The following is a 15111-nucleotide window of genomic DNA, read 5'->3' on the forward strand; positions in this document are numbered from 1 at the left end:
ATTTCGATGGTGGGCGGTACAAGGTTCGAACTTGTGACCCTTGCCGTGTGAAGGCAATGCTCTACCGCTGAGCTAACCGCCCGGTGACGCGAGCCGCACATTATAGGGCAGCTGTGGCGATCGTCAACAGGTTCATTCGAGGCGGCTGCACGGCGCCGGAAAACAGCGCAGCGCGGCAGACACACAGGCCGTTGCGGTGCTGCGTGAGACGCTGCGATTGCACGTCGGCAGCAGTCGCTCGACAGGCCGGGTTGCGCCGCTTCCCGTCACTTCCCCAGCAGACCGATACCGACAAACGCGCGCGTTGCATCCTCACTTCACATCGTATGCGTCGGCTTATCCGAAGTCGTCAACCCCGCCAGCAGCGTCTCGATCTTGTTGCGCACCGCCTCTCCTTCCGGGCCATCCGGGAACTGCACGCCGATGCCGGCAGCGCGGTTGCCCTGCGCGCCGGCGGGCGTGGTCCAGATGACCTTGCCGGCGACCGGCAGGCGCTCGCTGGAGTCCGGCAGCGTCAGCAGCAGGAACACTTCGTCGCCGAGCATGTAGCGCTTGGGCGTGGGCACGAAGATGCCGCCGCCTTTCACGAACGGCATGTAGGCGCTGTAGAGCGCCGGTTTGTCCTTCAGCGCCAGCGACAAAATGCCTTGGCGTGCATTCATTGCACTCATCGAGTTCCCCTAGAACGTACCGGACGCTCTCCCTCGCGCCAGGACAGCAACAATTCCGTCACCGCCAGATCGGCGCGAACGGTGGTGCGCAGCAGATCGCGCGTGCGATTGGCGACGTCGAACCAGGTCGCCAGCTTGTGCAACCGCGATGGATCGGTCAAGCCGGCCGATGCCTGTGCCAGCGCCAGGTCGGCGGCGTGGCGCAGACGTTGGTCGGCCTGGCCATCGTTGGTCCAGCGCTGCGCAACATCCACTGCGCTGGCGCGCCCGGCGGCGATCTGCTCCAGGTCCTGCGCCACCGTGCGACGTACCGCCAGGCCATCTTCGCGCAACCACTGCGCGGCGAGCCCCGGATGGCCGCGTGCGGCCTCCAGCGCTTCCTGTGCAGCCCGCTCGCCAACGCCCTGCGACAGCAGCCAGGCCAGCGCCTCGTGTGCGGGCGGCAGCTTGAATTCCAGACGCTGGCAGCGGCTGCGGATGGTCGCCGGCAAGCGCGCCGGCTGCGCGCTGATCAGCCACAGGTAGCGACCCGGCGACGGTTCCTCCAGTGTCTTGAGCAAGGCGTTGCAGGCAGCGCGATTGATCGCATCGGCCGGGTCGACGATCACCACCTGGGCGATGCCGTACTGCGGGGTCAGCGAGAGCTTCTGCGAAATCTCGCGCACCTGCTCGATCACGATCTCGGTGCGCAGCTTGTCGCCGGTGCGATTGGGAATGAACGAGATCAGCTGCAGATCCGGATGGGTGCCGGCGGCGATCAGCTGCCGCGTGCGCTGCGCCAACGCCGGGTCCGGCGAGCTGGCCAGCACGTGTTCGGCCAGCGCCAACGCCACCGCCCGCTTGCCCAGGCCATCGGGCCCGCAGATCAGCAAGCCATGCCCGAGCCGGCCGGCGTCCAGTGCCGCCAGCGTTTGATCGTAGGCGCGCTGCTGCCAGGGTGAGAACGCAGTAGTCATGGAGTGGACTCCGTCGGCGGAATTTCCGGCAGGCGGCGGCGCTGCAGGTAACGCGCCACCGCGGCATTGTGTTCGGCCAGGGTGGCCGAGAACGCATGCGCGCCGGTGCCGTCGCCAACCGCGACGAAGTACAAGGCATCCCCGGGCGCCGGACGCACCGCCGCCAGCAATGCTTCACGACCGGGCATGGCGATCGGGGTCGGGGTCAGGCCGGTGCGGGTGTAGGTGTTGTACGGCGTGTCGGTGGTCAGATCGCGGCGGCGGATATTGCCGTCGTAGCTGCTGCCGATGCCATAGATCACGGTCGGGTCGGTCTGCAATTTCATGCCCATCTGCAGGCGGCGCAGGAACACCCCGGCAATCAGCGGTCGCTCGCTGCCTAGCGCGGTCTCCTTCTCGATGATCGAGGCCAGGATCAACGCCTGCTCCGGCGAGCCGAGCGGCAGATTGGGCGCGCGCTGCTCCCAGGCTTGCGCCAACGCCTTGTCCATCGCCACGTGGGCGCGCTTGAGCACGTCCACATCGCTGTCGCTGCGCTGGTAGAGATAGGTTTCCGGCAGGAAGCGGCCTTCCGGATGCTGATTGGCAAAGCCCAACCGCGCCATCACAGCCGCATCGTCCAGCGCGCCGATGGATTGCTGCAACGGCGTGGAGGTAGCCAGTGCCGCGCGCAATTGGCGGAAATTCCAGCCCTCCACGATCGTGAAGCGGTACTGGATCACCCGGCCCTGGCGCATGCGCTCGAGCAGCGCGCGCGGCGACAAGGCCGGCGCCAGCGCGTATTCGCCCACCTTGAGCTTGCCGGCCGCATCGACCTGGCGCGCGAGCAACTGCCATTCCAGATCCATGCCCTGCGCCACGCCGGCATCGCGCAACTTGCGCAACGTCACCTTGAGCGAATCGCCGGGCGCAATCACCACACTGGGCGCGCTCGCGCTCACCGGTGTATCGGCGAAGTGCAGGTAATGCCGCCACGCCACCACAGCCGCAATCGCCAGCAGCGCCGCGAGCAACAGTGCCGTGCCCAGCACGGCCAGACATCCACGTTTGCCAGTCACCGCCACACGTACCTCGTCATTGCCCCAGCGCCGCGCAGGATACCGCGCGCCGGTGATGTCCCGTTGAAGCGCTCATGTCTGGTCGAATGCACGCAGCAGGCCGCGCGCCTTGGCGCGGGTTTCGTCCAGCTCGCGCTGCGGATCCGAGTCCACCACGATCCCGGCCCCGGTGCGGAAATGCACCTGGTTCCCGGCCACTTCGGCGGTGCGGATCAGGATGTTCAGATCCATGTCGCCGTCGCGATTGAGCCAGCCGAACGCACCGGTGTACGCACCCCGTGCGGTGCATTCGAGCTCGGCGATGATCTGCATGCAGCGCACCTTCGGGCAGCCGGTAATGGTGCCGCCGGGAAACACCGCCGCGATCACCTCGCCGGGCGTGACCTCAGCGCGCAGGCGGCCGCGCACATTGCTGACGATATGGTGCACATGCGCGTAGCTCTCCACGCCCATCAGCTCGTCCACCTCCACCGTTCCGGGCGCACAGATGCGGCCCAGGTCGTTGCGCTCCAGGTCGATCAGCATCACGTGCTCGGCGCGTTCCTTCGGATGGCCGACCAGCTCGCGGATGCGTGCGGCATCGTCGTCGCCGGCAAAGCGCGCACGGGTGCCGGCGATCGGGCGCGTCTGCACCATATCGCCCTGCACCGACACCAGGCGTTCCGGCGAGGAACTCACCACCGCGCGTCCTGCCGCCTCAAATAGGCCGGCAAACGGTGCGGGGTTGGCCGCGCGCAGACGCGCATGCAGCGCTGCCGGATCGACCGCAGCAGCGAATACCGCATGCCAGGCGCGCGAGATATTGGCCTGAAACACGTCGCCAGCGCACAGATAGGCGAGCACGCGCTCCACTGCATCGGTGAAGTGTTCGGGCGCGTCTTCTTCGACAGCCACCGGAGCGACCCAGTCCGGCAACGGTGGCAGCACGGCGCAGGCGGCGATGTCCTCAACGATGCGCGTCAGCAGATCCTCGCGGCCCGGCTCGGCCAGTGCGACGCACAGGCCATTTACTCGATCGCGCAACACCGCTGCAGGCGCACGCAAGGCAAGCGCGCTCGGCAAGCCGTCGGCGCGGGTAGGCAACTGCAAAATCGGCTCGACCTGCGCGGCCAGTTCGTAATCCAGCAACACCGCCCAGCCGCCACGAAACGGCCACGGACTTGTCGCATCGTGCGGCACGCGCTCGGCCTGCCAGGCTGCATCCAGCGCAGCCAGAAAGCCGCCTTCCAGCACGCGTCCGTCGCCATCGCGCGTGTGCCCATCGGCGTCGAGCCGCAGACTGGCACCTTCTGCAAGCAACAAGACATCCCAGCGACCGTGCTCGGTACCGAAGGCGGTGGATTCGAGCAAGGCCGGATAGCGCTGCGGCGCCAGCCGATGCAGCGCCAGCAGGTCGATGTCCGCATGCAGGGATCTGGTGAGCGTCATCGGCCTGGTTTGGCGTGGGGTGCTAGAGCGCGCCGCCCTGCTGCAACGGCAGAGGGCGAGCGACGATGGAATCGGGCTGTGAATCAGAAATCAGGCCGCGCGGACGCATCGCGCGCGGCGGCCAAAACGATCTTGCGCGCCGTTCTCCGTAAAAAGAACGGCGCGCCAACTCAGATGCGCTTGAACACCAGCGTGCCGTTGGTGCCGCCGAAGCCGAAGCCGTTGGACATCACCGCGTCCAGCTGCACTTCGCGCGCCACGTTCGGCACGTAATCCAGGTCGCAGCCTTCGCTGGGTTCTTCCAGATTGATGGTCGGCGGGATGATGCCGGTATGCAGCACCATCACCGAGAAGATCGCTTCCACGCCGCCGGCCGCGCCAAGCAGATGACCGGTCATCGACTTGGTCGAGCTCACCATGGCCTTGTACGCGTGGTCGCCCAATGCGCGCTTCATCGCCAGCGTCTCGGCCAGGTCGCCCAGCGGGGTGGAGGTGCCGTGCGCGTTGAGGTAGCCGATCTGCTCGGGATTGAGTTTGGCATCGCGCATGGCCGCAACCATGCTGCGCGCCGCGCCTTCGCCGTCTTCGCTGGGGGCGGTCATGTGGAAGGCATCGGAACTGGCGCCGAAGCCGACCAGCTCTGCATAGATACGCGCGCCACGCGCCTTGGCATGTTCGTATTCTTCCAGCACCAGCACGCCGGCGCCGTCGCCGAGCACGAAGCCGTCGCGCTGCTTGTCCCACGGACGCGAAGCGGCGGTCGGGTCGTCGTTGCGAGTGGACATCGCCTTCATTGCGCAGAAACCGCCCACCGAGCTCGGCGAGGACCCACGCTCGGCGCCGCCGGCCAGCATCACATCGGCATCGCCGTACTGGATCATCCGCATCGCGGTACCGATCGAATGATTGGAGGTGGCGCAGGCGGAAACAGCCGAGAACGTCGGGCCTTTCAGGCCTTTGATCAGGCTCACCTGGCCCGGCAGCATGTTGATGATGGTACTGGGCACATAGAACGGCGAAATCTTGCGCGCGCCGCCCTCATGGAATTTGATGGTCTGCTCTTCGATACCGAGCAGACCGCCGATGCCGGAGCCGAGAATGGCGCCAACGCGTTCGGCATTGCTTTCGTCGATCTCCAGCCCGGAATCGTCCAACGCCATGAACGAGGCGCCGACACCGTAGTGGATGAACGAATCCATCTTCTTGACGTCCTTGGCGGACACAAAAAGCGTGGGGTCGAAATTCTTGATCTCACCCGCGATCTTGGTGGTGAACTGCGAGGCATCGATCTGCCTGATCGGGCCAATGCCTGAGCGCCCGTGGATGATTCCATCCCAGCTGGTGGCCAGATCATTGCCCAGCGGCGACACCATGCCCATGCCGGTAACGACAACACGACGACTCATTGCAGATCTCCTCACCACGCAACAGACGGTGCTTGCGGTTTGCGATTAACGCTGAAAAACACAGGGCCGCATCAGCGGCCCCATGGAATGTCTGACGCAGCAGCGGCATGACGCACGCCGCCACCGTCAGGAACAACGCATCAGCTCTTGACGTGAGCCTTCACGTAGTCGATCGCCTGCTGGACCGAGGTGATCTTTTCAGCCTCTTCGTCCGGGATCTCGCACTCGAACTCTTCTTCCAGCGCCATCACCAGCTCGACGGTGTCCAGCGAGTCGGCACCCAGGTCATCGACGAACGATGCGCTGGTGGTGACTTCCTCTTCCTTGACGCCGAGTTGTTCGACGACGATTTTCTTGACGCGTTCTTCGATGGTGCTCATTTGGGATATCGCTCCGGATGGAGTAGTGGTGGTACGAAAAAAACGCCATCGCCGCTGCGATGGCCGCGTTGGATAGTGTAGTGGAAGCGACCGAGCGTTGCATTGCATCACAACTCCCAGCCGATCAGCCACTTAGCGCCTCCCGGCGCCGCACGCTCACGGCATGTACATGCCGCCGTTGACGTGCAGGGTCTCACCGGTGATGTAACGGGCACTCGGGCCGGCCAGGAATGCCACCGCATTGGCGATGTCCTCCGGCTGTCCCAGGTGGCCAAGCGCGATCTGCTGCAGCAAGGCGGTCTTGGCCTCGTCCGGCAGCACCTTGGTCATGTCGGTGTCGATGAAGCCGGGCGCCACCACATTCACGGTGACCCCGCGCGAGCCGATTTCCTTGGCCAGCGACTTGGAGAACGCGATGATGCCGGCCTTGGCCGCGGCGTAGTTGGTCTGCCCGGGATTGCCGGTCACACCCACCACCGAGGCGATGTTGACGATGCGGCCCTTGCGCGCCTTCATCATGCCGCGCATCACCGCCTTGGAGGTGCGGAACACGCTGGTCAGATTGGTGTCGATGATCGCCTGCCAGTCGTCTTCCTTCATCCGCATCAACAGGTTATCGCGGGTGATCCCGGCATTGTTGACCAGAATCGAGATCGCCCCGAACTCCTTGCCGATCGCATCGATCAGGCCATCGACCGCAGTTGCGTCGGTGACATTGAGTTCGCGCCCGTGACCGCCGTGGGCGGCTAGACGCGCGCCGATCGCGCTCGCGCCGGACGCCGAAGTGGCAGTGCCGATCACGGTGGCGCCCTGGGCGGCCAGCGTGTCGGCGATGGCCGCGCCGATCCCGCGACTGGCGCCGGTGACCAGGGCGATCTCACCCTGCAGTGGCTTGCTCATGAATTCTTTTCCTCGAAGGGGGACGTCGCAACCGTGATTGCGAACGCTGATGGAGGCCGGCATGACACCGGCATATGCGTCGTAGTATCAGTGCGCCCACGCCTCAAGCGCGCCAGCGTAATCGGCAGGCGTGGCCAGAGGACGCGCATCCAGGCTCTTGTCGATGCGCTTGATCAGCCCGCTCAGCACCTTGCCCGGGCCGCATTCGGCGATCCGGGTGATGCCCTGCGCAGCCAGCGCCTGCACGCAGCCGGTCCACTGCACCGGCAGATACAGCTGCTCGGCCAGGGCCCTGCGAATCGCCTCGCTGCCGTCGTGCACGCGTGCATCCACGTTCTGCACCACCGGAATCTGCGGGGCATGCCAGCTCAGGCCAGCCATCGCCTCGCTGAGCTGGTTGGCCGCATCGCGCATCAACGGGGTGTGCGAAGGCACGCTCACCGCCAGCTTGACCGCCTTGCGTACGCCGCGCTCGGCCAGCAAGGCCAGCGCGCGATCCACTGCGGCCGCATCGCCACCGATGACGATCTGACCCGGCGAATTGAAGTTGGCCGGCACCACCACCTGGCTGCCCGCCGCCTCGGCACAGACCTCCAGCACCAGCGCATCCTCGGCACCCAGCACCGCCGCCATCGCGCCGACACCGGCCGGCGCGGCGGCCTGCATGAACTGGCCGCGCAGCCGTACCAGGTGCGCACCGTCGTGCAGCGACAAGGCACCGGCCGCGACCAATGCGGTGTATTCACCCAGGCTGTGGCCAGCCAACACCGCGGGGCGTCGCCCGCGCTGCGCGTTCCACAACCGCCACACCGCCACGCCTGCGGCCAGCAAGGCCGGCTGGGTGTATTCGGTGCGGTTGAGCATCTCTTCCGGGCCGCCCTGCGACAGCGCCCACAGGTCGACGCCAGCGCCTTCGGAGGCTTCGGCGAAGGTTTCGCGAATCTGCGGATGCAGCTCGGACAGTTCGGCCAGCATCCCTAAGGACTGTGAGCCCTGGCCGGGAAACACGAAGGCGAGAGTGGATTCGGTCACGCGTTGCTGCCTACAAAAATCGAGCCGGGATAATACGTGCGAAATCGCCCTGGCGTCTGTACTGCCGCGTATGCAAGACCCGGCCAGCGCGACCGCCGGCACACTTACAGCAAGGCGTTGAGCAGGTCCATTTCGCCATCGGCGAGCCAGTCCTCGCACATCACCAGCACCAGCACCACGGCCAGGGAAGTCGCCGCGTGGATGGCCTGGATGGCGCGCGCCAGTGCCCCGGCAGAGCGCCCCAGGCGACCGGTGAGCTGCGCAAACCGCTGCAATCGTCCGGTCACCACATGCGCATGCGCCGCCACGGCCGGGCCGGCCGCATCGAAAGCGCCCGTCATCAACCGCTGCAGCACCTCGCGGCGGCCACGGTAGTACTTGGCCACGCCGTAGCCAAACACCAGCCAGTCGCGCGCCTGGGCCTGCGCCAGGTCCATCACTTCCAGCGGATCCTCTTCGAAATCGATGAAGCCGACCGCCTGCCCGTCGACGGTCATGTTGCGCGGAAGCGGCTGGCCGAAATACGCGCCATCGCGGTGAGCATAGGCAATGGCCGCCACCGCCAGCGCGATCAGGCGGTCGCGCTCGGGCGCGTCGGCCTCGCGCAGGCAGCTGGCAAAGGAACGGCCGTTGTCGCTGAGCACCAGGGCCGCCTGCCCGCAACCGACCACGCGCGGCACATTCACCGCTTGCGCCTGCAGTTCGCCGAGCCGGCGCGCTTCCAGATCGCGTGCGGCATCGCCGCCACGGTGCGGCGGTGGACGCAAGGCATCCAGGCCCCAGCGGCGGGCGACGAAGTTGAGTGCTCCGAGCGAGACCGCCCGGCTGTCGCGGCGGTACTGCTTCAGCCAGACCCGCTGTCCGGCGATGACGATGGGTTCTGCCATAACGGGTCCGTCCCTGATGCTGCCAGGCATCGCCGGCGGACGCGGCGATGCCTGCGGTGACTCAGTAGCGCAGCAGCGCCGAACCCCAGGTAAATCCACCACCGAACGCTTCCAGCAGCAGCAGCTGACCGCGCTGCACGCGGCCGGAGCGGACCGCTTCGTCCAGCGCCAACGGCACCGAGGCCGAGGAGGTGTTGCCATGGCGATCCACGGTGACCACCACTTGGTCCATCGGCAGCTCCAAGCGCTTGGCGGTGGCTTCGATGATGCGCATGTTGGCCTGATGCGGGATCAGCCAATCCAGGTCGCCCTTGCCCAGGCCATTGGCCGCCAGCGTCTCGTCGACCACCGAGTCCAGTGCCTTGACCGCGTACTTGAAGACCTCGCTGCCCTTCATCAGCAACACGCCGCCGCCGTTCTTGCCTTCGCCGAAACCGACCGACACGCCGACCGGATCCCACAACAGCTCTTTCTTGCTGCCATCGGCGTGCAGATGGGTACTGAGGATGCCGGTTTCTTCGTCGGCCTTGAGCACCACCGCGCCAGCACCATCGCCGAACAGCACGCAGGTGGTGCGATCAGTCCAGTCGACGATACGGGTAAGCGTTTCTGCACCGACCACCAGCACGGTCTTGGCGTCGCCACTGCGGATGAACTTGTCGCCGACGCTGAGCGCATAGACGAAACCCGAACAGGCCGCATTGACGTCGAATGCACCGCAACCGACACTGCCCAGCCGCGCCTGCAACAGGCAGGCAGTGGACGGGAAGATCAGATCGGGAGTGGTGGTGCCGACCACGATCAGGTCGATCTCGTCGGCGCTGACGCCGGCCGCTTCCATCGCCTTCAGCGAGGCGAAATACGCCAGATCGCTGGTGGTCTGGTCGTCGGCAACGATATGACGCTCACGGATACCAGTGCGCGAGAAGATCCATTCATCGCTGGTGTCGACGATCTTGGACATATCGTCGTTGGTCAACACCTTTTCGGGCAAATAGCTACCCGTGCCCGCGATTCTGGAATAGATCCGCTTGCTCATGCTGTTTCCTAGTGCAAGAGCCGCGGTGACCGACGGCTCCGGAAGAATCGAGGGTCGCCCGGCCGCTGAGTGCGGCGGGCGCCACGGATCAATCTTCTTGGACGGCCGACGACTTGGTCGCGATCACCTTCTTGCCGCGGTAGTAACCGTCAGCGGTGATGTGGTGGCGCAGATGGATCTCGCCGCTGGTCGGATCGGTCGACAGCTGCTTGGCGGTCAGGGCATCGTGCGAACGACGCTGGCCGCGACGGGACGGGGTGACTCGGGATTTCTGCACAGCCATGGGATTGCTCCAACTTAAGTTCGATAACTTGTCTGTCGAGTCGAACAGGACGCTCTACGCCCGCGTCGACCTGTCTTTCCGCCCTTAACAGCGGCGGTTACTGTTTCTTCAACGCTGCCAGCGCCGCGAACGGACTGGCCTTGTCTTGCTCTTCCTGGGTCGGAACCCACTCGGCCTCGACGGCTTCGCTTCCCGGCGCCATTGGCACCACCGGTACCGACAACACCAGCTCGTCCTCGACCAGATCCACCGCCCGCAGCATGCCATCTTCAGGCACCAGCAGCGCTTCGTACTCGGCCGGCAATGCAGCTTCGTCGGCCTCGTCACGGATCAAACCAAGACGCTGTCTGATTTGCACCGGATACAGAAACCGTTGCAGGGTGCGCTGGCACGCCAGCGGCAGCTCGACATCGATACTGAGTTCGACATAAGCGACCTTCAACAGATCGTCCTGGTCGAATTCAAGCGAATAGACACATTCGCCCTCGGTATCGACAAGGCTTCCTTGCAGACGGGTCATCGCAGAGAGCGGGATGCGGCCATCGAAGCGCCTGCGCGCTGCGACCATCCGCCAAGCATCCAGCATTTCGGGTACGTTCGCGGACATAAGCCGCAGAATGTTAAAGACCCGCAGGTTCCGTGTCAAATGCGCCCATTCACACATGCGCGGCGCGGCGGCTGGCAGACTCCCCTACCCGTCCACTCACAGCACGCCATGATGCCACGCCTGATCCTTGCCTCAACTTCCGTCTACCGGCGTGAGCTGCTCGGCCGCCTGCAACTGGATTTCAGCACCGCCCGGCCGGAGGTGGACGAGCAGGCGCAACCCGGAGAAATCCCCGGCGCTCTGGCCAGCCGTCTTGCCGCCGAGAAAGCAGCAGCGGTAGCGGCACACGTCCCGGATGCCTGGGTGATCGGCTCGGATCAGGTGGCCGACCTGGACGGCCAGGCTCTGGGCAAGCCGGGAACGCTGGACCAGGCGCGCGCGCAGCTGACTGCAATGTCCGGCCGCGTGGTGCGCTTCCACACCGCCGTGAGCCTGGTCGGCCCGGAGCGCAGCTTGCATGCGCGGGATCTCACCGAAGTACAGCTACGTCCGCTGACGCCCGCCGAGATCGAGCGCTACCTGGCCGCCGAGCCAGCGCTGGATTGCGCCGGCAGCTTCAAGTGCGAAGGCCTGGGCATCAGCCTGTTCGACGCCATCCGCTCGGAAGACCCCACCGCACTGGTCGGCCTGCCGCTGATCGCACTGGCGCGGTTGTTGCGGCAGGCGGGGTTTGAACTGCCTTGAGTGACCGGCAACGATCGCAGGGAGGCGACAAGACCTCCTCTGCCATGCAGTGAGTGCTAAAAACTGACTGAACCGCTAGACATGCCAGGCGCGAAGGCAAACCTAAAACCAGGCACTGCCTCTCACCTGAAGAGCCCGAAGACAGGATGGAGCAGCAGTTCGTGCCGACCAACCAACCCACTGCGGCCCGCGTCCCACGCGCGTCGCCACTCCCAGAGGGGTTTTGTCGCACATCAGGACCAGACGCGACGCCGACGTCTCTGCCTTGAAATCAAATCGAATCGCTGACGCATCATTCAGAAGATTACGGACCGGCGTTGCAGCAACATCTGCGATCGCAACTGGATCGGCAGCGACCTGCGTGCCATCCAGATAACGTGTTTCCGGCCATGCAAAGATGGACGTATCTTCTGCCCTCAGTAAAGGCAGTGCATCGGCAACTTCCGTGAGAACGGTCTCTCCGTAGACGGCATCCGCATCAATCACTCCTGCCGCTGCCGCGGTTGCCGTCATGTTGGCCGCGGTCTGCATGCGCTGCGCAAGGAGCGCCATCCATAGCGTGCTTGGCACCAAGCAACATGCCAGCACCAAGCCCGCCACTACGACACGGCGCGGGTGAAAATGTCCATACCGAACGAACGACCACAACAACAGACCGCTCCAGAACAGGACCGACCAAGGCAGATAGCGCCCAGCCAGCAATTGCTCGGGAAAAGACTGGAAATAGATGGCGCGCGCCAAAGCGATTGCCGCTCCGATGGCGAGCGCAAACCAGGCAATCGAGATCGCTGTCAGCTCTGCAACCGATTCCGCCCGCCGACGCCAGAGTGAGTAGGTAATGCCCATCAACCCACCCACACCCAATCCCCCTATCAATCTGTGCGGCCAGGCCGAGATCATGACCGGGCCGAATAACGCCGTGTATGCATTGGAAATTGCAACTGCAACTGCCCTCAAGGATTCCACTGGCAATTTTGCTGCAACGTTTACGTCAACCAGTGGAAGGCAGGCATAAATAAACGGCGCAGATAGCCAACGCAGCACAATATCCAACTGCGAAAGTGGCGCGATGATGCGCGCGCCCTGTGTGTGCGCATCACCAAAGCCCAGGACCAGCAGTAGAGATACAGAAAAGCCCGATAGCACAATGCACCATTGGGCCCATGACGCCCTACGCAGCAGCAACATCACCAGCAAAGCAACGAACGTGGCTATGCCCGCACCAAAACAGAAGGTCGCTGCGAACCCGCAGAGTGCCGCCAGTACGGCGCGCCACCAACCGCTGCCATGACCAAGCAACCAACAACCGGCGACCAGAAACGCGGTGATCAGATAGACATGCACCGACTCGTTTGCATGCACCAATGCCCGCTCGTTTCCGAGCCAGAAAATACTCGTCGCACAAACCAGCCCAGCGGCAGCCTGCGCCAAAGAACCCAGACGCTCGGTACGCACCAGACGCAGCAACATCCACACTGTCAGCAATGCCAGCGCAATACCTACCCAGATCTGCAGCCATTGATTGCCATCGAACCATCTGAGCTCTGCCAGACGCAGCAGATTGGGCAGGACCTCACGATGTCCGTTATCCACCGCAAGTACATTCCGCGGCCAAGGCTGGCCAAGGAGATTTTTCGCGAATCGCCATGGATCGGCATAGAGCACCTTGGGCGACAGCGTAACCATCGCCAACACACCGATTGCAAGATAGGACCACTTGGCACCAACCAGCAGCACCTCCGGCAGCTTGCTCCAAGCCCTGTCTGCCCGACGGCGGTCGCCGGAATCGCCGGGTAAATCCTTATATTTGCGCTGCAATTGCTTTTCCTTTTTTCCTTGTCGACTATGACCGGCCGTTGGACCACGCAGAAGGCCGCTTGAGCAGTGTTGTGACTCGAACAGACTGCTCTACTCGGCGCTCGAACGTTACAACCCAGCATCATTCGTGACAGTGAGCGGCTGTTCCCACCAATCCTCGACGCTGCCATCGTGGCCGTGCAGGCGCAGCCCCAGCCAATGCGTGCCGGGCGGCACCGCGTGGGTATCGAGCGTGGCGGTGAAGCCGACGTTGGGGTGTTGCGGGTCGGTGGAGATCTTCCAATACGGGCGCACGTCGAGCGGCGTGCCGTACTCGGCCTGCGCGGCCGGGCGGCCGTCGAGCAGCAGTTCTACATCCGACAGGCCGACGCCATCCTTGAATGCCCAGCCGCGCACTTGCACCTGCCCGGACACGCGTACATCGGGCAACGGCGTATCGATCCAGGCCATCGCCGGGGCGATGCACGGGCCGGGCTGACGTTGTGCGGGCAGTGCGAACAACAGAAAGCGTTGATAGCCATGGTCGGTAGACACCACCGTGGGCGGCGGCAACGGCCCGACCATGTCGCAGATGGCGTGGTAACGCTTCAGCAGGTCGCGATAGCGCTGATCGCTGGGCGAGAGCACCAGCAGGCGCGGTCCGGCACGCGTGCCGTCACTGAGCAATCCCCACTGCAGCAACTGCGCGCTGCGTCCGTGCTTGTCGTTCAAGTCCGCGCGCAACACTTCCACGTTGGCATCGTGCAACTGGAAACCGAGCTCGGCGCCGACCTTGAAGTTTTCCGCCAGCACCCGCGTGCCCGGCGGCATCTGTGCCAGTCTGGTTTTGACCGCACCCGCCAGGTGGTTCCAGCCGGCGAAATTACGCGGATAGTATTTTTCGCCAGCCGCATGCGCGCGAATCGACGGCACCGACACTGCAAGGTAATAACCGTAAGCGCCCAACGTGCCGAGCAAGGCGATCACCCATGCGGCGCGACGCAGCGCATGCGGCCAACGCATCAGGATGACCGGCACCGCGACCAGCAAGGCCAGATAGCCCGGCAGCGGCCAATGGAAGCTGATCCGCTCGGCATCGCTGAAGAAACCGAGCACGAAGATCGCCACGGTCGAAATGCCGCCCAGCAAGCCGAAATAACGCCATTGCGCACGCGAGCCGCCGCCGGCACGCGTGCCAGCCAGCCCGACCTTGACCATCGCCCAGGCCAGCAGCGGCGTCACCAGCACCGCCTGTATCAGCAAGAACCACAGCCCGGTGATCTGGAAGCGCCATGGATGCCGGTCGACCAACTGGAAGCGCAGCCCGGCCTCGTCATGGTCGGTATTCCAGAACAACAGCGGCAGCCAGCTCATCGCGCCTACGGTCAGCGCCATCCAGATGCGTGGGTCGCGCATGACCGCGCGCCCCTGCGGAATGCACAGCAACGCGATGCAGCCCACCCCGATCACGCCGATAAAGCGGTAATGGCTGAGCGCACCGATCACCAGCCCAATGGCGAGCTCGAGCGCACTGGTGGCGTCGACTTCGCGCAGCAGCCGCGCGCCAGCGTCCATGCACAGCACCGCGGCCAGCGCCATCGGCACGTCGGGCACGGCCAAGATGCCGAGCGTGGCCGATAGCGGCATCAGCAAGGTCAGGCTGCCGGCCTGCCAGCCCAGGGTGGAGCCGAACCAGCGCGTGGCGATATGCGCGATCAGCCACGGCAGCAGCGCGGCGATGGCCAGAAACGGCAGGCGCAAGGCCAGCAGATGATGCCCGCCGACTTCCACACCCAGCCGCGCCAGCCAGGCCGTCATGCCGGGCAGATCCGAATATGCGGCGGCCAGATGCTGGCCTTCCTGCCAATAGAACGCCTCGTCCACGAACAGCGGCAGCCGCGCGGCAATCAACAGCTTGACGGCTGTCGCCAGTGTCCACAGGATCACGAAAGTGCGATGTGCGCGTTGATCCCCTTGCATTGC

Annotated in this window: 15 protein-coding genes and 1 tRNA gene; 1 reads left to right on the forward strand and 15 read right to left on the reverse strand. The window is 64.8% G+C overall.

The window, feature by feature from the left end:
• Positions 1 to 7: 7 nt before the first annotated feature.
• The 13 genes from NDY25_RS04710 to NDY25_RS04770 all read right to left on the reverse strand — a co-directional run bounded on the left by NDY25_RS04710 (position 8) and on the right by NDY25_RS04770 (position 10647).
• Positions 8 to 82 (reverse strand) — tRNA-Val (locus NDY25_RS04710).
• 235 nt (positions 83 to 317) lie between these two features.
• On the reverse strand, positions 318 to 671 hold the full coding sequence (locus NDY25_RS04715; RefSeq protein ID WP_003483889.1) for a PilZ domain-containing protein: 354 nt from the start codon (positions 669 to 671) through the stop codon (positions 318 to 320).
• The gene (locus NDY25_RS04720) at positions 668 to 1627 is read right to left on the reverse strand and encodes a DNA polymerase III subunit delta' (RefSeq protein WP_168959473.1); all 960 of its coding nucleotides are present in this window, start codon (positions 1625 to 1627) and stop codon (positions 668 to 670) included. Before NDY25_RS04720 ends, NDY25_RS04715 begins: the two co-directional genes overlap by 4 nt.
• Positions 1624 to 2691, reverse strand: a complete 1068-nt coding sequence (mltG, locus tag NDY25_RS04725; protein ID WP_425510770.1) for an endolytic transglycosylase MltG — start codon at positions 2689 to 2691, stop codon at positions 1624 to 1626. The genes NDY25_RS04720 and mltG overlap by 4 nt, the downstream gene beginning before the upstream one ends.
• Before the next feature lie 66 nt (positions 2692 to 2757).
• Positions 2758 to 4113, reverse strand: a complete 1356-nt coding sequence (locus tag NDY25_RS04730; protein ID WP_168959472.1) for an aminodeoxychorismate synthase component I — start codon at positions 4111 to 4113, stop codon at positions 2758 to 2760.
• A 170-nt stretch (positions 4114 to 4283) separates the two neighbouring features.
• On the reverse strand, positions 4284 to 5519 hold the full coding sequence (gene fabF / locus NDY25_RS04735; RefSeq protein ID WP_168959471.1) for a beta-ketoacyl-ACP synthase II: 1236 nt from the start codon (positions 5517 to 5519) through the stop codon (positions 4284 to 4286).
• 140 nt (positions 5520 to 5659) lie between these two features.
• Positions 5660 to 5899, reverse strand: coding sequence for an acyl carrier protein (gene acpP, locus NDY25_RS04740; protein ID WP_002814322.1), 240 nt, complete (start codon positions 5897 to 5899; stop codon positions 5660 to 5662).
• 156 nt (positions 5900 to 6055) lie between these two features.
• Positions 6056 to 6799, reverse strand: a complete 744-nt coding sequence (gene fabG / locus NDY25_RS04745; protein WP_168959470.1) for a 3-oxoacyl-ACP reductase FabG — start codon at positions 6797 to 6799, stop codon at positions 6056 to 6058.
• 87 nt (positions 6800 to 6886) lie between these two features.
• On the reverse strand, positions 6887 to 7831 hold the full coding sequence (gene fabD / locus NDY25_RS04750) for an ACP S-malonyltransferase (RefSeq protein WP_168959469.1): 945 nt from the start codon (positions 7829 to 7831) through the stop codon (positions 6887 to 6889).
• Positions 7832 to 7935: 104 nt separating this feature from the next.
• Positions 7936 to 8718 carry a BUD32 family EKC/KEOPS complex subunit gene (locus NDY25_RS04755; protein ID WP_168959468.1) on the reverse strand — a complete coding sequence of 261 codons (783 nt, stop codon included), beginning with the start codon at positions 8716 to 8718 and terminating at the stop codon, positions 7936 to 7938.
• Positions 8719 to 8779: 61 nt separating this feature from the next.
• Complete coding sequence (locus tag NDY25_RS04760) at positions 8780 to 9757, reverse strand: beta-ketoacyl-ACP synthase III (RefSeq protein ID WP_168959467.1); 978 nt, start codon at positions 9755 to 9757, stop codon at positions 8780 to 8782.
• 88 nt (positions 9758 to 9845) lie between these two features.
• Positions 9846 to 10040, reverse strand: coding sequence for a 50S ribosomal protein L32 (rpmF, locus tag NDY25_RS04765; protein WP_003483870.1), 195 nt, complete (start codon positions 10038 to 10040; stop codon positions 9846 to 9848).
• Positions 10041 to 10137: 97 nt separating this feature from the next.
• A complete protein-coding gene (locus NDY25_RS04770) occupies positions 10138 to 10647 on the reverse strand; it encodes a YceD family protein (protein WP_168959498.1) in 510 nt (169 codons plus the stop codon).
• 108 nt (positions 10648 to 10755) lie between these two features.
• Between NDY25_RS04770 and NDY25_RS04775 the strand changes: the two genes are divergently transcribed.
• Entirely contained in the window at positions 10756 to 11331 is a 576-nt protein-coding gene (locus NDY25_RS04775; protein ID WP_256627813.1) for a Maf family protein, read from the forward strand.
• 102 nt (positions 11332 to 11433) lie between these two features.
• Here the strand turns inward: NDY25_RS04775 and NDY25_RS04780 are convergent, their stop codons facing one another.
• Both NDY25_RS04780 and NDY25_RS04785 read right to left on the reverse strand, forming a co-directional pair.
• A complete protein-coding gene (locus NDY25_RS04780) occupies positions 11434 to 13149 on the reverse strand; it encodes a hypothetical protein (protein WP_256627814.1) in 1716 nt (571 codons plus the stop codon).
• A gap of 108 nt (positions 13150 to 13257) precedes the next feature.
• Positions 13258 to 15108 carry a glycosyltransferase family 39 protein gene (locus NDY25_RS04785; protein ID WP_168959464.1) on the reverse strand — a complete coding sequence of 617 codons (1851 nt, stop codon included), beginning with the start codon at positions 15106 to 15108 and terminating at the stop codon, positions 13258 to 13260.
• Positions 15109 to 15111: the final 3 nt, after the last annotated feature.

Origin of the sequence: Xanthomonas hortorum pv. pelargonii (genome assembly GCF_024499015.1) — a bacterium.
GTDB classification, from domain to species: domain Bacteria; phylum Pseudomonadota; class Gammaproteobacteria; order Xanthomonadales; family Xanthomonadaceae; genus Xanthomonas; species Xanthomonas hortorum_B.